Raw genomic sequence first — 22757 nt, forward strand, 5'->3', positions numbered from 1 at the left:
CTCGGCAGACGGTTCCGCCGGGACCCGGTCGACGAGGGCTCACCGCGGGTCATCGATGACCTTGCTGAGCAGGTAGCCCGCGTGCAGCCGGTTGCGCGCTCCGAGCCGCGCCATGACGTCGGAGATGTGACGCTGGCAGGTCCGCAGGGACATGCCCAGCCGGCGGGCGATCACCTTGTCCTCCACTCCCTCGACCAGCAACTGGGAGATGGCGAGTTTGATCTCCTCGGAGGTGCTCATCACCTGGTTCTGGTCGTAGGAGACCGGGAAGGGGCTGGCCGCGGGCCAGACCCGCTCGAAGGCCTGGACGACGAAGTCCACGATGCTCCGGTCGCTGACGATCACCGCGCCCTGCGGATTGCCGTGCAGTGGCAGCACCGCGGTTTCCCGGTCGAAGACGATCAGCCGCATGAAGGCGTCACTGAGCGTCCGGACCTGGGCGCCGAGAGCGACGACGTGCTTGACGTAGGCCCTGGTGGCCGGGTTGTACTGCGCGGTGTGCTGGTAGACGGTCCGCATGGTGACGCCGCGTCCGAGCACCAACTCGGTGCGCTGGAGGGCTTCTTCGAGTACCTCGGCGGGGCGCGGGCCCCCGGGCTGGGAGGTCAGGATCTCCTGGCCGGCGTCCGCCGACAGGCCGTTCAGCGCGCTGCGCACGGAATCGATTTCCGGCAGGACCTCGATCTCGGGACGACGGAGCCGTTTCGCGGGGCTCTGTTCGTAGAGCTCGGCGAGGGAGTCCAGCTGCTCCATCATGTCCATGATGTGCTGCTGCCTCTCCGTCAACTCCCGTACGGCCGGGGCGATGAGCTGGGCGCCGAAGATGCGTGGGGAGCTGGCGGTGTAGCCGCCACCGGCGGTGGGCCACAGGAGATGGCGGTCGCACAGTGATCGCATCAGCGCCTCCGCTTCCGCCAGGTCCGAACCGATGCCGGCCGCGACCTCTGCCGAGGTGACCTTTTCCCTTTCACACGCGTACTCGTACGCCCGCAGGGCGCTGCCGTTCAGGAGGAGTGGTGAAACGCTACCAGGGGTGCCCGGTATGTCCATTTGAAATCCTTTTGGGAAATAAAGCGCGAGCGGTCAGCCCGTTCGGCTGGCCATCATATCCGCGCCTGGCGGTGATGCGACGTGCTGAAGCCCTGGTTGTGGGGGGCAACACAATGGCAAGGTGAGGCCCGCCGATAAATCACGACTTACGGAAATGGAAATACAGTGTCGAGTTCCGCCATGAGACTCTCCGCCGCAGCCGGACTCGCTTTTGCTGCGGCCCTTTTCACTCTCGCCGCACCCGCCGCACCCGCCTCCTCCGCCGCCCCGGCCACCGCCCCGGCCGGCGGCGAGCCGGACGTCACCCACTCCGTGTCGGCCGCGCCCGAGGCGCGTCCGGACGATCTGGGGTGGGGCCGGTGATCGAAGGCAGGTTCGGTGAGTCGATCGTCGTCCGCAGGCCGGGACAGGGACGGATCGCGGAGCTGGTGCTGGACCGGCCGCACGCGATGAACGCGGTTTCCATGGAGTTCGGCGCGTCACTGGCCGCCGCCACCGCCGCCCTCGCGGGCGACCGGTCCGTCGGCGTCACGGTGATCACCTCCACGGCCGAGCGGGCTTTCTGTGTGGGCGCCGACCTCAAGGAACGCCGGAGTTACACCGAGTCGGACCGGGCCCGGGCCCGCCCCGTCAGCAGGGCTGCGTACGCCGGCGTGCTGGCGCTGCCGATGCCCGTGATCGCCGCGGTGCACGGTTACGCACTGGGCGGCGGCTACGAGCTGGCGCTCTCCTGCGACGTGATCGTCGCCGATCCCGGCGCGGTCATCGGTCTCCCCGAGACCGCCGTCGGCGTCATTCCGGGCGGCGGGGGGACCCAGCTGCTGCCGCGGCGAGTGGGTGCGGCACGCGCCGCCGACCTGATCTTCAGCGGACGCCGGGTCCCCGCGGTGGAGGCGCTCGAACTGGGCCTCGTGGACACCCTCTCCCCCGCGGGTGAAGTACGTGCCTCGGCCCTGGAAATCGCCCGCACCTACGCGGCGAACTCTCCGGTGGCGCTGCGGGCGGCCAAGCGCGCCCTGCGGCTCGGACACGGCGGGGACCTCGCGACCGGCCTGGAGATCGAGGACGCGGGCTGGTATGCCGTGGCCTTCTCCGCCGATTGGGTCGAAGGGGTCGAAGCGTTCAACGAGAAGCGGCAGCCGAAATGGCCCGGTTACCGCGAGACGGAATCCGTGACGGAACACCGATGAAAGCTGGAAGAAAATTGCTGCGGGAATCCGAATCATTCGCAGAGCTGCGGAAGAAGACACTCGGTGAAGCCTCCCGGATTCACCTGGCAGCCGATCTCCAGGCGTTGAGCAGAAGGCAACTGGAAGAAATCCAGCAGAACAATCTGGCGCGAACCGTAGAGGCACTCGGAAAGAATCCCGCCGCAGCCGCCGGATGGCCGGGGGCGCTCGACATCCGGGTCCCCCGCGATCTGGCCAGGATGCCGCTCTTCTCACCGGTGGACCTGCAGAGCACCTGCCCGCCCAGCACGGAGGACCTGGTCCTGGGTGACGGCGGTTCCGGGCTGGCCCTACGCTCCAGCGGTACCTCCGGGCGGCGCAAGGTCCTCTACCACTCCTGGGAGTTCACCGAGAGGGTCGCCTTCCTCGGGGCCCGCGGCGTGGTCAGCGCCCTGGGGACGATCCCCCGCCGCATGGCCAACTTCCTCTACCCGGCCGAGCTCAACGGCGCGTTCAGCTTCGCCCAGGACGTGACGCGGCTGCTCGACGCCATGTCCTTCCCCATGGGCAGCAGCGCCCTGGCCTCCCCGGAGACCCCCGAGGTGCTGCGCGACCACGCGGTGGACACCGTCATCTGTTCGCCCTCCGCCGGCCTCAAGCTGCTCACCGAGGACACCGCCGGTGCGCTGGCCGCCGTACGCAACTTCCTCTACATCGGGGAGATCCTCGGGGAGAGCCGGGAGCGGCAACTGGCCGAGGCCCGCCCGGAGCTGCGGGTGCGGTCGCTCTCGTACTCGACCAGTGAGACCGGTCCCATCGGCTACCAATGCGCCTACCAGACCGGCTCGACCCACCATCTGCACGAGGACGCCCTGGTCGTCGAGGTCATCGACACGGCCGCCGAGCGCATCCAGCCCGACGGCCGGGTCGGCGAGGTCGTCGTCACCACGCTGACCGACTCCGGGATGCCGCTGTTGCGCTACCAGGTGGGCGACGAGGGGTACATCGAAACCGGCCCCTGCCTGTGCGGCAGCGCCGCCCGCCGCCTGACCCTCGTCGGCCGGGTCCGCCAGTCCGTCAACGTGGACAGCACCACCATTTCCCAGGAACTGGTGATGGACCGGCTCTCCGTACTGGGCATCACCGACCCGGCGGACTGCCAGTTCCAGGTGCGGACGCACGAGACGGGCTTCTCGATCCGGCTGCTCGTCTCCGACCGGACCCCCTCCGGACTGACGGCCGACGACGCCGTCGCCGCGCTGCGCGGCGCCTACCACATGCAACGGGTCTTCACGGCTCCCTCCTACCGGGGGTTGACGGTGGAGCGGGTCGACAGCTCGCGATTCCACCACACGGACCGCGGAAAGGTGCCGTTCTTCCATGAGGAGCACGCCGGCTGACGGAGTTTCCGTTTCCAACCTCCACACATCCGCATTCAGGAGACGCTTCGATGCCTCAAACCACAGAACCCCCCAACTGGGTCGCTGCCCGTGTCAGCAAGACGTCGGACGCGTTGTCCCGGGCCATCGCGCATGACCTGACGGGCCATGTCTTCACCGCGAGGGAGGGCAAGGAGGTGACGCTGAGCAACGGCAGCCGCGCCATCGAGTTCATCTCCTGCTCCTACCTCGGACTGGACACCCACCCCGCCCTGGTGGAGGCCGCGGCCCGCACCGTGCGTCAGGTCGGCGTCCAGTTCTCCTCCTCCCGGACCCGTATGCGGTTCGAGGACCTGGAGGTCCTGGAGCACTTGCTCGGCACCGTCTACGGGGGCCGCCACGTCACCTGCTTCACCTCAGTCGGCAGCGTCCATCTCGGGGTGCTGCCCCTGCTGGGCACCGGCGTACTGCCCGGCTACCCCGTCTCCCCGGGCGGCGTCGCCTTCTTCGTGGAGCGCACCGCCCACGCGTCGATCCAGGTCCTGCGCGGCGTGCTCGAACAGATAGGCACCGTGGCCCGGTTCGACTTCGAGGACCCGGACGGCCTCGCCGACGCCATGGCCGGGGCACACGCCGCCGGACGCACGCCGATCGTGCTCGTGGACGGTGTCGGCTCCATGGGCGGTCTGATCAACGTCCGCCAGCTGTCCGAGCTGTGCGCGGCCGTCGACGGATACCTTTACGTGGACGACGCCCACGGCGTGTCGATCACCGGCCCGCGCGGCGCCGGCTTCGCGTACGAGGAGTTCGGCGGTGCCGACGGCGACCTGCCGGAGTCCGTCATCGTGGTCGGATCCCTCGCGAAGGCCTTCGGCTGCAGCAATGGCGGCTTCGTCGTGCTGAACACCGAGCAGGACACGGTCAAGCTGCGCAAGTTCGGCAACCCGCTGATCTTCGGCGGTCCGATCGCCCTGCCCGTGATCAGCGCCTGCCGGGCGTCCGCCGAGCTGCACCTCGACGGCACCGTGGCGCGGCTCCAGGAAGACCTGTGGCGCAACACGGAACTCTTCGACTCCCTCACCGGCAACGCCCTCTTCAACGCCGGCACCCGGTCGCCGATCCGCGGTGCGCTCTTCTCCACGGAAGAGGACGCGCTCAGCACCGCCGCGCGTCTCCGCAAGGCCGGAGTCATCGTCACACCGGCGTTCTTCCCGACCGTGGCGAAGGGGAGCGGCCTGATCCGGATGGCCGTCTCCGCCTCCCACACCACCGAGCAGATCCAGCTCGCCACCAGCGAAATGAGGGACGTGGCATGACGATGTCCGCCATGGGGGGCCTGCCCGTCACCGGACAGGAGCGGATGACAACGGCGAACTCCGGTCCGAGGCCGACGATCGTCGGATTCGGCACCGCCACACCCGTCAACTCGTACAGCCAGCGCGAGATGCTGGACCTCTTCGCCATCGAGGACCCCAAGGTCCGATCGGTCTTCCTCAACAGCGCCATCGAACGCCGCTACCTCGTCCTGCCGCCCGAACTCCCGGACGGAACGCGCGCGACGGAAACGCAGGGTGGACTCCTCGCCAAACACAAGGCGCACGGGATACGTATCGGCGCGCAGGCCCTGGAGACCGCGCTCAAACGGTCCGGCTTCGCCCTGTCCGACATCGGCTACCTCGGCTGCGTCTCCACCACCGGCCTGCTGACGCCCGGCTTCTCCGCCCTGCTGATCAAGGAACTGGGGCTGCCCACCTCCACCAGCCGGCTCGACGTCGTGGGCATGGGCTGCAACGCCGGTCTCAACGCGCTGAACGCCGTGGCGAGCTGGTCCATGGCCAACCCCGGCCGCCTCGCCGTCATGGTGTGCGCCGAGGTCTGCTCGGCCGCCTACGTCTTCGACGGCACCATGCGCACCGCCGTGGTGAACAGCCTCTTCGGCGACGGCGCCGCCGCCGTCGCGATGGTCACCGGCCCGTCGCAGGAGGAATCCGCCGAGGACAGCCCCCTGCCGGCCGGCACCGTGCTGAAGTTCGCGAGCCGCATCATTCCCGACGCGGTGGATGCCATGCGGTACGACTGGGACGACGAGCAGGGAAAGTTCAGCTTCTACCTCGACCGCGACGTCCCGTACGTCGTCGGCGCGCACGCCGAGGGCGTCGTCGACCGCCTCCTCGACGGCACCGGCCTGCGCCGCGGCGACATAGACCACTGGCTCGTGCACTCGGGCGGCAAGAAGGTCATCGACTCGGTGAAGGTCAACCTCGGCCTGTCGCCGCACGCGGTGCGCCACACCACCGGTGTGCTGCGCGACTACGGAAACCTCTCCAGCGGCTCCTTCCTCTTCTCCTACGAGCGGCTGATGGAGGAAGGCCGAGTGCGCCGGGGCGACTACGGCGTGCTGATGACGATGGGGCCCGGCTCCACGATCGAGACGGCGCTCGTCCAGTGGTGACAACCAACCCGACCGAAGGAAGTACGACTGTGCCCACCACTCCCCTCGCCCACAGCCTCACCGACGAGGCCGCCGCCGTCCTGACGGTCGGCGGGAACGAGCGACTCACACCCGAACTCGTGTCCCGTGTCGCGTCCGCGGTCACACGGGCCGAGAGCGCCGACGGCGGAGTCGTCCTGCTGCTCCTGGGCGGCGACAGTGCCCCGACCGCGCAGGACCCGGCCGACTTCGCGCCCTCCGGCACCGGTATCCACCTCGTCAACACCTGGGAACGCGTCCTGCGACGGCTGGAGAACGCCGGCCGTCCCACACTCGCCGTCGTCGAGGGCGCCTGCACGGGCCCCGCGCTCGAAGTGCTCCTCATCGCCGACTACCGGCTCGCCGCCCCCGACGCGCGGCTGAGGCTCGCGGGCGCCGAGGACGGGGCCTGGCCGGGCACGGCGGTGCACCGGCTGGCCAACCAGATCGGTACGGCCCGGGCCCGCCGCCTGCTCCTGCTGCGGCCCTGGCTGAGCGCCGCCGAGGCCGCGGCCTGCGACCTGGTGGACGAGACCGCCGGGAGCGCGCGGGAGGCCCGCGAGCGCGCCGCCGCCCTCGTGGCAGAACTGTCCGCGCTGCCCGGCCAGGAGTGGTCGATCCGGCGCCGCCTGCTGTTCGACTCCGGCCTCAGCTACGAGGAGGCGCTCGGTGCCCACCTCGCCGCATGCGACCGAAGCCTGCGACGGCAGCAGCCGCTGCCCGCCACCCGTCCGTGACCTCCGGGGGAATCCTGTGCTGACCAACGAATCCCGTCCCACCCCCGCCGCCGGTCCACTGCCGGAAGGAGCCTTCGCCGAGGCCGCCGCGGCCCTCGCCGCCGGCATCCGTGAACGCGAGGCCCCGCTGGCCGGGCTGCCGCCCCGGACCGGCCGCTCGGCCGAACAGCAGCAGCAGGCAGCCCGGATCCACGAGGCGTGCCGGTCCCTGCGGGCGGGCTTCCTGCGCGCCCACGCGGAGGACGTCTACGACCACCTGACCGCCGGACGGACCCTGCGGCTCGGCCTCGCGGAGCTCGCGGCGGCAGCGGCGCAGGCCTTTCCCGGCCTCGTCCCCACCACCGGGCAGCTCGCGCAGGAACTGAGCCACGTCCAGGAGGACAAGGAAGGCCGGGAGATCGACCAGGGCATCCTCTTCCGGGAGATCCTGCGGCTGCCCGGAGCCGGGGGGCACCTGGTGGACGTCCTGCGCGACCCCACCGCCGAGGCACTGGCGCTGCTGGACGGCTTCCGCGCGACGGGACGCGTGGACCTCGGCAAGGTCACGCTGGAGCGCCGCGGCGCGGGCGGACACGTCACGTTCCACAACGAGTCCTGTCTCAACGCCGAGGACAACGAACTGATCGCCCAGCTGGAGGTCGCCGTCGACCTCGTCCTGCTGGACGACGGGATCAAGGTCGGTGTCCTGCGCGGCGCGCCGATGACGCACCCCCGCTACCGGGGACGCCGGGTCTTCAGCGCCGGCATCAACCTCGCCGATCTGCACCACGGCCGGATCTCCTTCGTCGGATTCCTGCTCCAACGCGAACTGGGCTACATCAGCAAGATGCTCCGCGGCCTGTCCACCCGCGGGCGGGGGGACGCCTACCCGGCGCACGGCATCGAGAAGCCGTGGGCCGCCGCGGTGGACGGCTTCGCCATCGGCGGCGGGACCCAGCTCCTGCTCGTCATGGACAAGGTCATCGCCGCCGCGGACTCCTACCTCAGCCTTCCGGCCGCCCAGGAAGGCATCGTCCCCGGCGCCGCGAACTTCCGCCTCGGCCGCCTGGCCGGCGCCCGGGTCGCCCGCCAGATCGTCCTGGGCGGGCGCAAGATCTGGGCCGGCGACCCGCAGGCGGGGCTGCTGATCGACGAGGTCGTGGACCCGAAGGCGATGGACCGCGCCGTGGAGGACGCGGTGGAGGAACTCGCCGCGCCCGCGGTACTGGCCAACCGGCGGATGCTGCACTTGTCCGAGGAGCCGGAGGACGCGTTCCGCGCCTACATGGCCGAGTTCTCGCTGGCCCAGGCGCTGCGGTTGTACGGGGACGACGTACTGGACAAGGTCGGCAAGTTCTCGGCCAGGTCCGGCGCCGCCGCGAACGGGGCCGCGCCCGCACCCGCACAGGCACAGGCATGAGGCCGGTGACCGAGAAGGTGCTGGAACGCGAGTCTCTGCACGCCTGCCTCGACTCGCCCGTCATGGGGTCGATCACCTTCCTCAACGAGGTGATGGGCCGCTTCCCGGACGCCGTCTCGTTCGCGCCCGGCGCCCCGCACACCGCCTTCTTCGACGAGATCGACATCCCGCGCCACCTCGCCCGGTACCGCCGCTACCTCGAAGAGGAGCGCGGCCTGGCCTCCGCGCAGGTGGACCGGCTGCTCTACCAGTACGGCCCCAGCCGCGGACTGATCAACGAGCTGGTGGCGCAGGCCCTGAAGGCCGACCAGGGCATCGACGTCCCCGAGGAGTCGATCGTCGTCACGGTGGGCTGCCAGGAGGCGATCCTGCTGGTCCTGCGCGCGCTCTTCACCTCTCCCCGGGACGTGCTGGCCGTGGTCAACCCCTGCTTCGTCGGCCTCTCCGGGGCGGCGAACCTGCTGGGCATCGACACAGTCGCGGTGGACGACACCGAAGAGGGCCTGGACTTCGCCCAGTTGGATGAGGTGTGCCGCCGGGCACGCGAAAGCGGCTCCCGGATCCGGGCCATGTATGTGGCGCCGGACTTCTCCAACCCGTCGGGCAGCTGCCTCAGCCTGGAGGCACGCCACCGGCTGCTCGCGGTGGCCGAGCGGGAGGACCTGCTGCTGCTGGAGGACAACGCGTACGCCTTCACCACCACGGACGCGGCAGCCCTGCCACCGCTGAAGGCGCTGCCCGGCGGCGAGCGGGTCGTGCACCTGGGCACCTTCGCCAAGACGTGCATGCCCGGTGCCCGGGTCGGCTACGTGGTCGCCGACCAGCCGGTCCGGCAGGTCTCCGGCGGCACCGGCATGCTCGCCGACGAACTCGCCACCGTCAAAAGCATGGTGACGGTCAACACCTCGCCGATCTCCCAGGCCGTCATCGGCGGCATCCTGCTGGAGCACCAGGGGTCGGTGGCCAAGGCGGCCCGCGCCAAGGGCGAGCTCTACCAGCGGAACCTGCGGATTCTGCTGGACGCCCTCGACCGCCACCTCGGGGCGGGTACCGGCGCCCCGGCCGGAGTGTCCTGGAACCGGCCCGGCGGAGGGTTCTTCGTACGCCTGCACCTCACCGTGCCGGCCGACGAACCGTTGCTCCAGCGCTCGGCCCAGGAGTTCGGTGTGCTCTGGACCCCCATGTCCCCCTTCTACATCGGGTCCGGCGGCGACCACCAGCTCAGGCTCGCCTGCAGCTATCTCGACCCGGAGCAGATCGAGGAGGGAGTCCGCCGCCTGGCTCGTTTTCTGCGTGCTGTCTGCCCCTGAGCAGCCCCGTTCACCGAACAGACCGATGGGAATGACGATGGATCACACCGATGGGAAGAGCGTACGAATCCAGGGGGCGCGGGGCCCGGCGAGACCCAGCCGGCGCCGGATCCTGATAGGGAGCGGCGCGCTGGCCGCCGGAGCACTGGCCGGTGCGGGACAGGCGGTGGCGGACGACGGGACGCCGGAGGGCGGCGAGGACGCCTCGGCCGGCCGCAGGCTCACGGTCTCGGAGGGGACCAATGTCGCGGCAGCCCTCTCCCCGGACCGGACCGCGCTCGCCGTCGACGTGCTGAGCGCGATCTGGGTGCTTCCCGCGGCCGGGGGAAACGCCCGGCGCCTCACCGACGAGCTCCAGGACGCGACACAGCCGCACTGGTCGCCGGACGGCAGCGCCCTGGTCTTCCAGTCCTTCCGCGACGGTGCGTACCAGCTGTGGACGGTCGGCCGCGACGGTCAGGGCCTCAAGCAGCTGACGAAGGGCGACTACGACAACCGTGAGCCGCAGTTCGCCCCCGACGGCAAGCGGATCGCCTTCACCTCCGACCAGTCGGGCAGCAACGACCTGTGGCTGCTGGACGTGGCCACCGGGGTGCAGACCCGCGTCACGTCGGGCGACTCCGAGGAGGGCACGCCCGCCTGGTCCTCCGACGGCAAGCGCATCGTGTGCACCGTCGACGATTCCGCCATCGACGTCGTGGACGTCGCCACCGGCGAACGCACCCGGCTGGTCGCCCCCTCCCCGGGCGCCAAGCTCTTCGGCCCCGCGCTGAGCCCGGACGGCACCCGCGTCAGCTACGTCCGGTTCCTCGGCACGCGCGCCGACGTCATGGTGGACGACGAGGTCGTCGCCTCGGGCGAGGACGTGCACGCCGTGCGCACCTCCTGGGTGTCGGCCGCTGAACTGCTGTACACCGCGGCCGGCGGGATACGGCGCCTGCGCCTGAACGAGACCCCGCGGCAGGTGCCGTTCACCGCCACGGTCTCCATCGCGCGCCCGGCCTGGCGTCACACGGTCAGGGACTTCACCGCGCCGGGGGCACAGCCCGTCAAGGGCATCGCGGGACCCGTGGTCTCCCCCGACGGCCGGCAGGTCGCGTTCCGCGCCCTCAACGCCCTGTGGGTGATGCGGATCGGCCAGGCTCCCACTCGGCTCGCCGGCGACGGGTACTTCAACTCCGACCCGGACTGGTCGCCGGACAGTGCCTCGCTCGTCTACGCGAGCGACCGCTCCGGAACCGCCGCCCTGTGGCGTCAGGACGTGAAGGGCGGCGCACCCGTCCGGCTGACCAACCGGAGCGGCGCGCAGCTGACCCCCCGCTGGTCGCCCGACGGCACGAGGATCGCCTACCAGGACGAGAACGGCGGAACGTGGGTCCTGGAGCTCGGCTCCGGAGCCGTCCGCCAGGTGCTGCCGGCCGTCTTCCAGCCCGGACGCCCCTCGTGGGCACCGGACGGCCGGCGGATCGTGCTCGCCGCCAACAAGCCGTACTCCAAGCGGAACCGCGCCGGGCTCAGTGAGGTCCTGTCGGTCGACCTGGAGACGGGCGCCACCCGCTCGGAGCCGGTGGCCGCCCACCGGTCGGTGGCCACCCGCGGGGACGACGGCCCGGTGTGGACACCGGACGGCAGGTACTTCGTCTGCGTCATGGAGAGCACGGCGTGGCGGGTTCCGGTGGACGCCACCGGACGGATCACCGGCGGACCCGAGCAGATCACCACCGAAGTCACCGACTCCGTGTCCGTGGACGGCTCCGGCACCCTCTTCTACCTCTCGAACGGCAGGTTGCGGAAGGTGCCGGTCACCGGCGGGACTCCGCGGACCGTGCCCGTCGACCTCTCCTTCCGCCGGCCCGTCGCCGCCGGCACCACGGTCTTCCGGGCGGGCGCCCTGTGGGACGGCCGGAGCACCGGCCTGCGCCGCCACGTGGACGTCGTGGTCAAGGAAGGCCGCGTGACGGAGGTGGTCCCCGCGGGACAGGGCCGCGGGGACAAGGTGGTGGACGCCTCGGGCCTGACCCTCATGCCCGGACTGATCGACGCACATCTGCACTGGCACATACGCGGCAGGCAGTGGGGAGACCGCACGGGACGCCTCCTCCTGTCGTACGGCATCACGACCGTCGTCTCCCCGGGCGATCCCGCCTACCAGATGGTGGAGACCAGGGAGGCCCTGGAGTCCGGCGCGAAAGCCGGGCCACGATTCTTCGGGACGGGTGACGCCCTGGACGGGGCCCGGGTCTTCTGGAACTTCGCCCGCCCGGTGGTCAGCGCCCCCCAGCTCCGGCTGGAGATGGGGCGGGCCCAGGCCCTCTCGTACGACCTCGTCAAGACCTACATCCGGCTGCCCGCCCCGCTGGAGGCCGCCGCGACGGCGCAGGCACACCTCAGGGGCATGCCGGTGACCTCGCACTACGCCTACCCCCAGGCGACGTACGGCATGGACTTCATGGAGCACACCGGCGGCGGCAACCGCGTCGGCTATTCGCAGACACAGACCCGGCTCGGGCGGGCGTACCAGGACGCCGTCGGCGTCCTGACGACCGCCGGGATGCCCGTCACCTCGACCCTCATGAACTCCTCCGTGCTCCTCGCCGATGACCGGTCACTCGTCGACGACGAGCGCACCAAGTGCTTCTACCCGGCCTGGGACTACGGCGCGCTGGTGGCCAAGGCAGAGGCGGCGGGCGGCCCGACCGCGGAGCTGAACCGGGTTCTCCTGGCGGGCGGTGTCGACATGCTGCTGCGCGTCCAGCGGGGCGGCGGAAGCGTGGTCGCCGGTTCGGACGCCCCCCTCGACGACCCGGCGATCTCCCTGCACCAGAACCTCCGGGCGATGGTCAGGGGCGGCTTCACCCCGTACGAGGCCCTGCGCACCGCGACGGTGAATCCCGCCCAGCGGCTGGGACTGGGCACGCAGCTGGGCACGGTGTCGGTCGGAGCGCTCGCCGACTTCGTGTGCGTCGAGGGCGATCCGCTCAGCGACATCGACGCGGCGGCCAGGGTGCGCAGCGTGGTGGTGGGCGGTGTCGCCCGCACCGTCGCCGCCCTGATGGAGCCCTTCACGTCCACACCGGCCGGCGCCGCGGCCGCCCCCGTCAACCGCGTCGCCCGGTCCCTGGTCTCCGCGGAGGCCCAGCGTGCCCACGGCTGGCACGATCCGCGGCCGAACTCGACGGGCTGCCTCTGCTGAGGCGAGCGGCACGGCCCCAGAAGCGAGCGGCACGGCCCCGGAGCCTCACCGCAGCCGTGCGCCACCCGTCCGCCCGCCCCCCTCGGCACGTTCGGGAGCCCGTGCGGCTCTCAGTGGCGAGGGAGCGGGCGGGGCGTCGGCGGGGGCGGGACGCCCCGGCTGCCCGGCCCCCGCCCCTGTTCGCGGCGGGGGCCGGTCGGTCAGCTCGTCGCCCGTACCGCGTCCTTGATCAGGTCGGCGACCCGGGTGGGCTCGGACAGGGCGACGGCGTGGGAGGCGTCCGGGAGTTCGACCACGACGGCTCCGGCCCGTACGGCGCCGAAGTGCTGGACCTCGGGGCTGATCGTGCGGTCCGCCCCGGCCACCAGGGCCCAGGACGGTTTCGTCCGCCACGCCGCCGCGGACGCGGTCTCGGTGAAGGCGGCCATGGCGAGCGGGCGTTGGGCCGCCGCCAGGACACCGGCGACGTTCTCGGGCACGTCCGCCGCGAAGACGGCGGGAAAAGCCGTCTCTTCGATGGTGACCTCGACCGCCGAGCCGCCGTCGAGGAGCGGGTACGTCCACTCCTTCAGGTGGCCCGTCAGCGGGGACTCGGGAAAGCCCCCTTCGAGCCAGCCGAGGCTCTCGCCCTCACGGGGCACGTAGGCGGCCACGTAGACGAGCGCGACGACGTTCTCCGCGGTGCCGGCCACGGTGATCAGCGCGCCGCCGTAGGAGTGTCCGACGAGTACGGCCGGGCCGTCTACCTGCGCGAGGACGGAGGCGAGGTAGGCGGCGTCCGACGTCAGGCCCCGGAGCGGGTTCGACGGGGCGATCACCGGGATGCCGCTGCTCCGCAGTTCCGAGATCACGCCTATCCAGCCCGTCGCGTCGGCGAAGGCGCCGTGCACGAGGACGACGGTGGGGTTGGTCATGCGAGTTCTCTTCTCGGTGTCGGGCCACGTGGGGGGGCGTCGTCACGACGGTCGGGTCGCGGACCGGAATCCGGAAGGAGGCCCGAGCGAGGGCTGCTCACGGTAGAGCCGTGGAAGCGGCCCCTCTGGTACGTGTGCGCAGCCGCGCTGTCACGCCGGCGCACACGCGTCCCGGCGCCTTCACTCGTCCTGGGCGCCGGCGGTCGTCGTCGCGGAGGCCGAGGTCGCCAGTGCCTGCCATGCGCTGGGGCTCATTCCGTACGCCCCGCGGAACGTGCGGCTGAAGTGCGAGGGGCTGCTGAAGCCCCAGCGGTGCGCCACCGCGGCCATGGTGACCCTCCGGTTGGAGCGGCCCAGTTCGAGGCGGCAGAACTCCAGCCTGCGCTGCCGCACCCAGTGGCTCACCGTGCTGCCGTCGTTCTGGAAGAGCTTCTGCAGGTACCGGACGGAGATGTGGTGGGCGCGTGCGATCGACTCCGGTGAGAGGTCCGGGTCCATGAGGTGTTCTTCGATGTAGCCGTGGATACGGGACAGCAGTGCGTTGACGGCCCCGGACGCGTCGTCCGCCTCGTTTGACGTGTCCGCGTCGAGGAGCTCCATGACCAGGACGGAGAGGAGGTGTACGGCCGTCCGGGCGCGCCGGTCCCCGATCGTGGACCGGCGGAACTCCGCCCTGGCGGCGAGCGCGGTCAGGAAGTCGGACGCCAGCGCCCCGATCCCCTCCCCGCCGCGTACGGGCACGCCGAGCACCTTGTCGAGTTCCGGCTCCGTGACGCCCAGATAGCAGCGGGGCACCCGGAAGAAGATCATCCGGCAGTCCTCGCCGAACCGCAGCAGGTGGTGTCGGGCCGGGTCGCAGAAGACGAGGTCGTTCGGCTCCAGCGGGGTCCTGGCACGCCCGTGGACGACGGTGACGGGCCCACGGACGTGGACGCCGAGGTAGACGTGGTTCGGGTCGTTCGTCTCCGGCATCTCGGAGAGCATCTGGACCAGCCACTCCGAGGAGGAGGCGGACGGGGCCGGTGCGGGCGCCTGCCGGGGCGCCCGTTCGGGCACGCGGGACATCAGCGTGAGGGTCATGGGGTGTCGTGTCCTAGCCGTAGGTGTGCGGGGCGGGGAGCGGATTCAGGCCCGGTTCGCCGGCTCCTCGGCCAGGAACTTCTCCACCACGGCGTTGAAGGCCGGCGGGTTCTCGAGGAAGGGGAAGTGCGAGCTCGCCACGTCGGAGGCGAAGACGTGCAGGCGTGCGCCGGGAATCCGCTCGGCGACGAAGCGCTGTGAATCGGGGTGCACATGGCTTCCCTCGCAGCCGATCACCAGGGTCGGCACGTCGATCCGGGGAAGCACGTCGCGCCAGTCCTGCGCGCAGTGGTCGAACAGAAGCGGTACGCCCGCGTGCGCGGGTGTCGACCTGATCTCCTCGGCGACGAAGGCCAGCACCTCGGGGTCGGGCTCACCGGAGAACATGCCGCGCACGAAGTCGGCGCGGACCGTCCCGCCCTCCGGGCCCGCGAGAGCCGCGCCCAGGTACAGCAGCCCCGACACGTCGAAGATGGCACCGGAGTCCCGCTGTTCCCGCTCGGTCATCCAGGGCACGGCGGCGACCGCCGCGGGCTGGTCGACGGCGACGAAGCGCCGTATCCGTCCGGTTCCGTACAGGTCGATGAAGCTCCACCACACCGAGACCCCCATGGACCAGCCCAGTGCGTCGAAGCGGTCGAGGCCGAGGTGGTCGACGAGTTCGAGCACATCGCGGGAGAGCCGGGCGATGCGGTAGCCGTGACGGGGCTTGCCGGACTTCCCGTGGCCGCGGAGGTCGACGGTGACGACGCGACGGCCGGGCGCCAGCCCCTCGGTCTGGTGGCGGAACATCGCCTGGGTCTGCCCCCAGCCGTGCAGCATCACCAGCGGGACGCCCGCGCCGCCGGTGTCCTGGTAAGCGAGCCGTGCGCCGTCCGTCGTGATCAGTTCCTTCATGACCTCTCCCCTGGTCAGAGACGGTACACAGCCCCCGCCCGTCCCGGACATCATCGAATGCGGCCCGCCGCCCGCACCACCGCGAGCTGTAGGAATCGGGCCGTGAATCCTCCTCGCTTTGTCGAAGCGCGCCCCTGGCCGGAGAGGCATCGGTCAGCGGGGCGGCGATCAGCGCGGCAGCGGTCGGGCGGCCCCGTCGCCGCCCGCGGCGAGGAGTTCCTCGACCCTGAGGCCGAGGTGCAGCGTGAGCCGGTGGGCGCCGTCGTCGAGGTCGAGTCCGGTGATCTCCTGGATCTGGCGCAGCCGGTAGTAGAGCGAGGTGCGGTGGATTCCCAGCGTGTCCGCGCTCCGGGGGACCGATCCCGCGTGTTCGAGGAAGCAGCGCAGGGTGTCCCGCAGGCGCCCGCCGCCGTGCGTGTCGCTCAGGGCACGGAGCGGCTCGGGGACCAACGACGCGTTCAGGGCGTGCTCGGGGAGCTGGAGCAGCACCGCGAACTCCCCGAGCAGCTCCCAGTCACCGGTGCTCTTCAGGCTGGGCAGTCGGCGTGCCGCGCGTGCCGCCACGAGCGCCTGCTCGTACGACGTCCGTGCGCCGTCCAGGCTGCGGTGCCGGCCGCCGACGCCGACCACGGGGTCCGCCGACGGGGCCAGGAACGTGCGGAGTTCGTCCAGGATGCGAGCGGACTGCGCGGTGATCTCGTCCTGGCCGGGTGGGCGGTCGCGCAGCTGGAGCAACGTCGCGCGCTCCTTGCCGACCGCGATGAGGCCCTGGGCCGAACGCGTCTGCCGGTACCCCTCCAGCGCCCCCCACAGGGCCGCCTCGGACTGCCGCACGAGTTCGGTCGCACAGCTCAGTTGGACGACCGTGACCAGGACGTGTCCGCCCGCTCCGAGCAGTCCGAGTTCCTCGGCCCGCCGCCGTGCGGCGGTACGGGCGGCGGCGTCGGTGCCGACGAGTTCGAGGACGAGGTCGCGCTCGTCGGCCTTCCGGGTGTCGGTGGCGATGTGCTCCGCGTGCAGTTGGGCGGCCATGGCGTCCGCGGCTCGGTCGACGGCGCGTGTCTCGTGCTCCGTGAGCGTCTTCTCGGGCACGACCACCAGGAGCAGTCCGAGGAGGCGCCCGCGCTCGCGCAGGGGCACGACGTAACGGGGCCGCAGTCCGAGGTCGTCGCGGCCGTCGATGAATCCGGCCCGGGACCACTGGGTCACGCCCTGGGCGAGGACGTAGCGGATGGCCGCGGTGTCGGCGCGGCCCTGCAACAGGGTGCCGATGCGGACCGGGTCCTCGTCGCCGAAGTGGCGGCTCGTGCAGACCATGCGGACCAGCGGGTCGTCGACGGCGACGGACCGTCCGAGCCGCTCCGCGAGCTCGTCGACGAGCGCCTGGAGCTCGGGGCTGCCGGGGCGGGCTCGCTGGAGCCTTGCGGTCATGCGCTGTTCCTCTCTCGACCAGGGGTTCCCCGCGGACTTCTCCTTCCGCGGCCCTTGATCATTCTGAGGAGGCGACGACGTCGGCACATCGCACGAATCGTCCATTGCGACGACACCGGCGGGGGATGCGAAGCGACTACGCTCCGCTGTCGCGGTGCCTCGCCAGCCGGGTCAGCTCCACGCGCGAGGTGAGGTCCAGCTTGGTGAAGGCCCGGCGCAGGTGCGAGCCCACGGTGTGCGGCGAGAGGGAGAGGTGCTCGGCCGCCTGCCGGTTGGTCAGCCCCCGGGCCACGAGCCGTACCACCCGTGTCTCCGCCGCCGTCAGCTCGGGCCACGCCCCGGAGAGGCCGGGCGCCGAGGGCCGGCGGCGGACACCGGCGGCCCGCAGGCGCCGGCGGACGCGTGCGGCGTCCCGCTCGGCGCCCGCTCGCGCGTAGAGCGCGAGGGCCGTGTCGAAGTACGGCACCGCTTCGGGCCTGCGGGTGGCCGCGAGCTTGCGTCCGGCGTCCTCCAGTGCCGATGCCCGGGCCAGCGGCCGGGGGCAGTCCTCGTACAGCCGGACGGCGCGCACGAGAGGGGCGAGGTCGTTGTCGAGGAGCCCGCGGGCGTGCGCGGCGGTGGCGGCCAGGAACGTGAGGCCGGGGTTGAGCCCGGCCAGTCGTTCGGCCAGGGCCACTGCCTGCGCGGCCCGTTCGAGTGCGCCGGCACGCAGCGCCAGGCGGACGAGGACCGGGGCGTCGGCGGGGTCGACCAGGCCCGCGTAGGCCGGCCGGTTCGCGGCGGGCGACGCCATCACCTCGTCGAGTTCGGCCATGGCACGGTCGGGCCGGCCCTCGAAGTCGGCCATCAGCGCCAGCATCCAGGAGCCGAAGTGGCGGACGACGGGTGCGCCGTCGTTCCGCATGCGCCTCGCCTCCGCCGCGTACGCCCGCGCGGTCCGCCGGTCGCCGGTGTGGAGGGCGACGCGCATCAGCACGTACCGGAGCGTGACGTCGGAGAGGTTGCCCGGGGGGAGGCCCTCCGACGTCGCGGACGCGGCCTCGGCGTCGGCCCGGGCGTCGGTCAGCCGTCCGGCCTCCAGGAGGACGCGGGAACGGGTCATGAGCCACATGCCGGTGGCCGCCGTCCGGCCCTGCTCCCGGGTGATCCGGATGCCTTCGTCCGCGGCGGCGAGCGCCTCGGCGGAGCGTCCGGTGGTGTTCGCCAGGAGAGCGTGCCACAGGGCCTCCGGAACCCACAGCGAGGTGCTGACGCCCAGGGCGTCGGCCAGCGCGGCGGCCCGTTCGGCCTGCCGGAACGCCTCGGTCAGGTCCATGCGGTGGAAACTCGCGGCCGAGCGGACCGTCGTCAGCGTGGCCTCGGCGGAGCGGTCCCCCGCTGCCGCCGCGGTCTCCCACGCCTCCGCGGCGACCTGCTCGGCCGCCGCGTGCTCGCCCGAGATCGACAGGCCGACGGCGAGCACGGCCAGCAGTCTCCCCCTGACGTCCAGGGGAATGCCGGGCAGTGCCGCCCCGGCGCGGGCCTGGCGGACCGCCTCGGAGAAGTCGAACGGTGTGGCGAGGCGTGCCAGGGCGAGGCGGAGGTGCGCCTCGTCCTCGGGTCCGAGAGCGCCGGCCGCCAGGGCGGCGGCTCCCAGCTCACGCGCCTGGGCGGCCCGGCCCGTCTGCCAGAGCAGCGGGATCGTCTCGGCGACGACCCGCGGCCGCTCCGGAGCGGCCGCGGGGGTGAGTTCCAGGGCCTTGAGGCTGCGTTCCGCGGCGGCGCCGGGAGCGGTGGCCGCCAGTTCCGCCGCGGCGGTGCGCAGCCGGTCGGCCTCCGTCGCGCCTGCCAGTGCTCCGACGGCCGGCGGCCCCGGACGCCCCACGGGGGAGGCCGCGCTCCCGGGCGGCGGCTCGGCGGCCTCACCGCGCAGGGTCTGACGCGGGGACACGGGGAGGCCGGCTTCCACCACCTCGCGGATCAGGTCGTGGCGGAAGACGAGGTGATCGCCGCTTTCGACGAGCAGATCGGCGTCGATGGATTCCCGTACCGCTGCGATGAGCGCCGCCGAGGACCTGCCGAGCGGTTCGGCCGGCAGCGCGACGGTGACCGAGCCGCCCGCGGCGGCCGCCCGCTGCACCAGCGCCCGTGCCCCGTCGGACAGCCGGCCGAGGCGGCGCACGACAGAGGGGATCTCCGGTGGGGCGGGGGGTCCGGCCGTCAGTCCGGCCGTGCCGTTCTCGATCGTCACCGCCTCCCGCAGCGAGCCCAGCAGTGCGACCAGCAGTTGCGGGACCCCGTCGGCGCGACGGACGACGCGCCGGACGTCCGGGCCGGGAGCGGCGCCGAGGACGTCCTCGGCGATCCGTGCGGTGGCCCGGTCGTCCAGCGCTCCCAGCGTCAGCTCGTGTGCGCCTGCCTGCCGGATCCGGTCCAGGGTCGTGCGCACTCCCGACGGCACGCTGCCGCCGCGCACGGCGACCAGCCACAGGATGGCGTGCGACGAGAGTCCGGCCGCGAGGGTGTTGAAGGTGAGGAGGGTCAGGTCGTCGCACCACTGGAGGTCGTCGAGGACGACGAGCAGCGTTCCGTTGCGAGCCGTCTCCCGCAGGCGGTCCCCCAGTTCCTGGAGCAGCCAGAAGCGCCGGCCGGGTGTCGTGGCGAGGTCCCTGAGGCGGCCGGCGTCCGACAGCGGTTCCTCTCCGGAGAGCAGACCGCCGAGGAGCGGGCCGAGCGGCACGAACTGTTCGTCGGGGTCCGCCGCCCCTTCGAACACCCGCGTTCCGCGCCGCCTCGCGGCCGCCGCGGCCTCCGCGAGGAGCCTGGACCTGCCGATGCCGGCGGGGCCTTCCACCCGGATGATCCCGCCCTCACCCCGGCCGAGCGCGTCGAGCCGCGCCTCGATGAACGCCAGTTCGGCGTCCCTGCCGCGCAGGGGCGTCCGTACGCCCCCGGGTTCCTCGGGCACGGTCCTCGTCGTCGCTCGGTTCACGCTCATCCGGCGGAACAGTATGAACCACATGAGCGTTCCCGCCGCCGCCCGGCCCGGGGGCCCGTCTCAGTCGAAGCGCAGGTCGGCGAGTTGCCGTTCGAGGGCGGTCACGTCGTCCTCGGGCTCTTCGCCGGCCGGGCGGGCCGCCATGAGCGCGGCCAGCTCGGCCCCGGCCCGGCGGACGCGGCCGGGCAGGCCGTCGGTGTACTCGTCCCCTGCCGAGCCCCAGTCCTCGGAGGCCGCGTACACGGCGGTGGGGACGACGACGGCGCGGAGGTAGGAGAAGAGCGGGCGCACGGCGTGCTCCAGGGCCAGGGAGTGGCGGGCCGTACCGCCCGTCGCCGCGATCAGGACCGGGTGCCCGGTCAGGGCGGCCGGATCGAGCACGTCGAAGAAGGACTTGAAGAGACCGCTGTAGGAAGCCGTGAACACGGGGGTCACCACGATCAGGCCGTCAGCGGCCGTGACCGCGTCGATCGCGGCGCCCAGCCGCGGCGGCGGAAAGCCGGTCACGAGGTGGTCGGCGATGCCGCCGGCCAGTTCCCGCAGCTCCACGACCTCGGTCGACGGCGCCCGCCCCCGGGCGGTGAGTTCGTCGCGGACCGCCGCGGCCAGCCGGTCGGCGAGCAGGCGGGTGGAGGAGGGGGTGCTCAGCCCCGCGGAGACGACGGCCAGTCTCATGCGGCGGACACCTCCCGGACGGCTCGCAGGGACGCGTGCGTGGGGGCCTGCGGCACGTCGGCCGGTCGTCCCTTCGCGAACTCCCCGCGCAGGACGGGCACGACCTCTTCGCCGAGGATGTCCAGCTGCTCCAGGACGGTCTTCAGGGGCAGGCCCGCGTGGTCCATCAGGAACAACTGGCGCTGGTAGTCGCCGACGCTGTCCCGGAACGACAGGGTCCGTTCGATGACCTGCTGGGGAGAGCCCACCGTCAGCGGCGTCCGCTCGGTGAAGTCCTCCAGCGACGGGCCGTGGCCGTACACCGGCGCGTTGTCGAAGTAGGGCCGGAACTCCCGTACGGCGTCCTGGGAGTTCTTCCGCATGAAGACCTGTCCGCCCAGGCCGACGACGGCGTCCTGGGGGCGGCCGTGGCCGTGGTGGGCGTACCGGCGCCGGTAGAGCTGGACCATGCGCCGGGTGTGGTCGGCCGGCCAGAAGATGTTGTTGTGGAAGAAGCCGTCACCGTGGAAGGCGGCCTGCTCCGCGATCTCGGGGGATCTGATGGATCCGTGCCAGACGAAGGGCGGGACGCCGTCCAGGGGCCGGGGCGTCGAGGTGAAGGCCTGGAGCGGGGTACGGAACGTCCCCTCCCAGTCCACCACGTCCTCGCGCCACAGCCGGCGCAGCAGCGCGTAGTTCTCCTCGGCGAGGTCGATGCCCTGGCGGATGTCCTTGCCGAACCACGGGTAGACCGGGCCGGTGTTGCCACGCCCCAGCATGAGGTCGACCCGGCCGTCGGCCAGGTGCTGGAGCGTCGCGTAGTCCTCGGCGATCTTCACCGGGTCGTTGGTGGTGATCAGCGTCGTGGACGTGGACAGGATCAGCTTCTCGGTGCGGGCGGCGATGTGGCCGAGTAGGGTCGTCGGCGAGGACGGGACGAACGGCGGGTTGTGGTGCTCGCCGGTCGCGAAGACGTCCAGCCCGACCTCCTCTGCCTTGAGGGCGATGGCGACCATCGCCTTGATGCGCTCGTGTTCCGAGGGAGTACGGCCGTTGACGGGGTCGGGGGTCACGTCCCCGACGGTGAAGATGCCGAACTGCACGGGTGTCTGCTCTCCTGGGCTCGTCCGGTTCCCGCGCGCGGGGACCGGGGGCCCGGGGACGCCGGGGCTCCGGCGTCCCCGGTGGGTCGACGGGTCGGCGTCACTTCGCCAGGAAGGCGAGCAGGGCGGTGTTGACCTCCTCGGCGTGGGTCCACAGCAGACCGTGCGGGGCGCCCTCGATCTCGACGTAGTCGGCGGACGGCAGCGCCTTGTGGAAGGGGCGCGCGGTGCCCTCGGCGGGCAGGATGCGGTCGGCGGTGCCGTGCAGGATCAGGGCGGGCACGTCGACGGCGGGGATGTCGGCGCGGAAGTCGGTGTACCAGGTCGCGGGCGCGGCGGACGCGGCGAAGGAGCCGCCGCGGGCCGCGGTGTTCCAGCTGTGGCGGACGGCCTCCTCGCTGATGCGGGTGCCGAGGTTCTCGTCGAGGTTGTAGAAGTCGTGGAAGAAGGCCGTGTAGTAGGCGTAGCGGTCGGCCTTGACGGCGGCGACGACGTCGTCGAAGAACGCCTTCGGGGCGACGCCGTCGGGGTTGTCGTCGCTCTTGAGCAGGCAGGGTTCGAGCGAGGCCAGGAAGGCGACCTTGGCGACGCGGCCGGAGCCGTACGTGGACACGTAGCGGGCGACCTCGCCGGTGCCCATGGAGAAGCCGACCAGAACGGCGTCCTTCAGGTCGAGGGTCTCCAGCACGGTGTTCAGGTCGGCGGCGAAGGTGTCGTAGTCGTAGCCGGTGGTCGGCTGCGAGGACTGCCCGAATCCGCGGCGGTCGTAGGTGATCACCCGGTAGCCGGCGTCGAGCAGGGCTGCGCTCTGGCGCTCCCAGGAGTGCCCGTCGAGCGGGAAGCCGTGGATGAGGACGACGGGCTGCCCGCCGCCCTGGTCCTCGAAGTACAGCTCGACGGGGTTGGTGTTCTCCTGGCCCACGGTGATGTACGGCATGGGGGTGCTTCCTCGATCCGGGTCGGCTGGTCCGCGCGTCGGAGCGGCGCGGCATGC

At 72.0% G+C, this 22757-nt stretch carries 18 protein-coding genes; 9 read left to right on the plus strand and 9 right to left on the minus strand.

Features of this window, described 5'->3' with window-relative positions:
• Positions 1 to 39: 39 nt before the first annotated feature.
• Positions 40 to 1050, minus strand: a complete 1011-nt coding sequence (locus ACIP93_RS35260; RefSeq protein WP_401766025.1) for a LuxR C-terminal-related transcriptional regulator — start codon at positions 1048 to 1050, stop codon at positions 40 to 42.
• Between the two features lie 180 nt (positions 1051 to 1230).
• On the opposite strand from ACIP93_RS35260, the gene ACIP93_RS35265 reads away from it, so the two are divergent.
• From ACIP93_RS35265 to ACIP93_RS35305, 9 genes are all read left to right on the plus strand, one after another.
• Positions 1231 to 1413: a hypothetical protein gene (locus ACIP93_RS35265; protein ID WP_401766028.1), complete on the plus strand. Its 183-nt coding sequence runs from the start codon at positions 1231 to 1233 to the stop codon at positions 1411 to 1413.
• Positions 1410 to 2240, plus strand: coding sequence for an enoyl-CoA hydratase-related protein (locus ACIP93_RS35270; protein ID WP_345218124.1), 831 nt, complete (start codon positions 1410 to 1412; stop codon positions 2238 to 2240). Before ACIP93_RS35265 ends, ACIP93_RS35270 begins: the two co-directional genes overlap by 4 nt.
• 239 nt (positions 2241 to 2479) lie before the next feature.
• Positions 2480 to 3619, plus strand: a complete 1140-nt coding sequence (locus ACIP93_RS35275; RefSeq protein ID WP_380837770.1) for a phenylacetate--CoA ligase family protein — start codon at positions 2480 to 2482, stop codon at positions 3617 to 3619.
• Between the two features lie 50 nt (positions 3620 to 3669).
• Entirely contained in the window at positions 3670 to 4914 is a 1245-nt protein-coding gene (locus ACIP93_RS35280; RefSeq protein ID WP_401766032.1) for an aminotransferase class I/II-fold pyridoxal phosphate-dependent enzyme, read from the plus strand.
• A gap of 44 nt (positions 4915 to 4958) precedes the next feature.
• Positions 4959 to 6050, plus strand: coding sequence for a 3,5-dihydroxyphenylacetyl-CoA synthase DpgA (gene dpgA / locus ACIP93_RS35285; protein ID WP_345219049.1), 1092 nt, complete (start codon positions 4959 to 4961; stop codon positions 6048 to 6050).
• 29 nt (positions 6051 to 6079) lie between these two features.
• A complete protein-coding gene (dpgB, locus tag ACIP93_RS35290) occupies positions 6080 to 6805 on the plus strand; it encodes an enoyl-CoA-hydratase DpgB (protein WP_345218116.1) in 726 nt (241 codons plus the stop codon).
• A 16-nt stretch (positions 6806 to 6821) separates the two neighbouring features.
• Entirely contained in the window at positions 6822 to 8204 is a 1383-nt protein-coding gene (dpgC, locus tag ACIP93_RS35295; RefSeq protein WP_401766035.1) for a (3,5-dihydroxyphenyl)acetyl-CoA 1,2-dioxygenase DpgC, read from the plus strand.
• Complete coding sequence (locus tag ACIP93_RS35300) at positions 8201 to 9514, plus strand: PLP-dependent aminotransferase family protein (RefSeq protein ID WP_401766038.1); 1314 nt, start codon at positions 8201 to 8203, stop codon at positions 9512 to 9514. The genes dpgC and ACIP93_RS35300 overlap by 4 nt, the downstream gene beginning before the upstream one ends.
• 37 nt (positions 9515 to 9551) lie before the next feature.
• The gene (locus ACIP93_RS35305; protein WP_401766041.1) at positions 9552 to 12707 is read left to right on the plus strand and encodes an amidohydrolase family protein; all 3156 of its coding nucleotides are present in this window, start codon (positions 9552 to 9554) and stop codon (positions 12705 to 12707) included.
• 200 nt (positions 12708 to 12907) lie between these two features.
• Here the strand turns inward: ACIP93_RS35305 and ACIP93_RS35310 are convergent, their stop codons facing one another.
• The 8 genes from ACIP93_RS35310 to ACIP93_RS35345 all read right to left on the minus strand — a co-directional run bounded on the left by ACIP93_RS35310 (position 12908) and on the right by ACIP93_RS35345 (position 22700).
• Positions 12908 to 13621, minus strand: a complete 714-nt coding sequence (locus tag ACIP93_RS35310) for an alpha/beta hydrolase (RefSeq protein WP_401766044.1) — start codon at positions 13619 to 13621, stop codon at positions 12908 to 12910.
• 180 nt (positions 13622 to 13801) lie between these two features.
• A complete protein-coding gene (locus ACIP93_RS35315; RefSeq protein ID WP_401766046.1) occupies positions 13802 to 14701 on the minus strand; it encodes a helix-turn-helix domain-containing protein in 900 nt (299 codons plus the stop codon).
• A gap of 45 nt (positions 14702 to 14746) precedes the next feature.
• The gene (locus tag ACIP93_RS35320) at positions 14747 to 15598 is read right to left on the minus strand and encodes an alpha/beta fold hydrolase (RefSeq protein ID WP_401766049.1); all 852 of its coding nucleotides are present in this window, start codon (positions 15596 to 15598) and stop codon (positions 14747 to 14749) included.
• Between the two features lie 168 nt (positions 15599 to 15766).
• On the minus strand, positions 15767 to 17029 hold the full coding sequence (locus tag ACIP93_RS35325) for a helix-turn-helix domain-containing protein (RefSeq protein ID WP_345218100.1): 1263 nt from the start codon (positions 17027 to 17029) through the stop codon (positions 15767 to 15769).
• A 136-nt stretch (positions 17030 to 17165) separates the two neighbouring features.
• A complete protein-coding gene (locus ACIP93_RS35330) occupies positions 17166 to 20006 on the minus strand; it encodes an AAA family ATPase (RefSeq protein ID WP_401766052.1) in 2841 nt (946 codons plus the stop codon).
• A 60-nt stretch (positions 20007 to 20066) separates the two neighbouring features.
• Complete coding sequence (locus ACIP93_RS35335) at positions 20067 to 20681, minus strand: FMN reductase (RefSeq protein WP_345218096.1); 615 nt, start codon at positions 20679 to 20681, stop codon at positions 20067 to 20069.
• Complete coding sequence (locus ACIP93_RS35340; protein ID WP_345218092.1) at positions 20678 to 21763, minus strand: LLM class flavin-dependent oxidoreductase; 1086 nt, start codon at positions 21761 to 21763, stop codon at positions 20678 to 20680. The genes ACIP93_RS35335 and ACIP93_RS35340 overlap by 4 nt, the downstream gene beginning before the upstream one ends.
• Positions 21764 to 21863: 100 nt before the next feature.
• The gene (locus tag ACIP93_RS35345; RefSeq protein WP_345218089.1) at positions 21864 to 22700 is read right to left on the minus strand and encodes an alpha/beta hydrolase; all 837 of its coding nucleotides are present in this window, start codon (positions 22698 to 22700) and stop codon (positions 21864 to 21866) included.
• Between the last annotated feature and the right edge of the window lie 57 nt (positions 22701 to 22757).

The sequence above is a fragment of the Streptomyces sp. NPDC088745 genome, assembly GCF_044751045.1.
GTDB classification, from domain to species: domain Bacteria; phylum Actinomycetota; class Actinomycetes; order Streptomycetales; family Streptomycetaceae; genus Streptomyces; species Streptomyces cremeus.

What these genes read in the sequence shown, in the direction of transcription:
- ACIP93_RS35260 (WP_401766025.1), bottom strand. Translation starts at nt 1,050, where the DNA reads ATGGACATACCGGGCACCCCTGGTAGCGTTTCACCACTCCTCCTGAAC.
- ACIP93_RS35265 (WP_401766028.1), top strand. Translation starts at nt 1,231, where the DNA reads ATGAGACTCTCCGCCGCAGCCGGACTCGCTTTTGCTGCGGCCCTTTTC.
- ACIP93_RS35275 (WP_380837770.1), top strand. Translation starts at nt 2,480, where the DNA reads ATGCCGCTCTTCTCACCGGTGGACCTGCAGAGCACCTGCCCGCCCAGC.
- ACIP93_RS35280 (WP_401766032.1), top strand. Translation starts at nt 3,670, where the DNA reads ATGCCTCAAACCACAGAACCCCCCAACTGGGTCGCTGCCCGTGTCAGC.
- dpgA (WP_345219049.1), top strand. Translation starts at nt 4,959, where the DNA reads ATGACAACGGCGAACTCCGGTCCGAGGCCGACGATCGTCGGATTCGGC.
- ACIP93_RS35300 (WP_401766038.1), top strand. Translation starts at nt 8,201, where the DNA reads ATGAGGCCGGTGACCGAGAAGGTGCTGGAACGCGAGTCTCTGCACGCC.
- ACIP93_RS35305 (WP_401766041.1), top strand. Translation starts at nt 9,552, where the DNA reads ATGGATCACACCGATGGGAAGAGCGTACGAATCCAGGGGGCGCGGGGC.
- ACIP93_RS35310 (WP_401766044.1), bottom strand. Translation starts at nt 13,621, where the DNA reads ATGACCAACCCCACCGTCGTCCTCGTGCACGGCGCCTTCGCCGACGCG.
- ACIP93_RS35315 (WP_401766046.1), bottom strand. Translation starts at nt 14,701, where the DNA reads ATGACCCTCACGCTGATGTCCCGCGTGCCCGAACGGGCGCCCCGGCAG.
- ACIP93_RS35320 (WP_401766049.1), bottom strand. Translation starts at nt 15,598, where the DNA reads ATGAAGGAACTGATCACGACGGACGGCGCACGGCTCGCTTACCAGGAC.
- ACIP93_RS35325 (WP_345218100.1), bottom strand. Translation starts at nt 17,029, where the DNA reads ATGACCGCAAGGCTCCAGCGAGCCCGCCCCGGCAGCCCCGAGCTCCAG.
- ACIP93_RS35330 (WP_401766052.1), bottom strand. Translation starts at nt 20,006, where the DNA reads ATGAGCGTGAACCGAGCGACGACGAGGACCGTGCCCGAGGAACCCGGG.
- ACIP93_RS35335 (WP_345218096.1), bottom strand. Translation starts at nt 20,681, where the DNA reads ATGAGACTGGCCGTCGTCTCCGCGGGGCTGAGCACCCCCTCCTCCACC.
- ACIP93_RS35345 (WP_345218089.1), bottom strand. Translation starts at nt 22,700, where the DNA reads ATGCCGTACATCACCGTGGGCCAGGAGAACACCAACCCCGTCGAGCTG.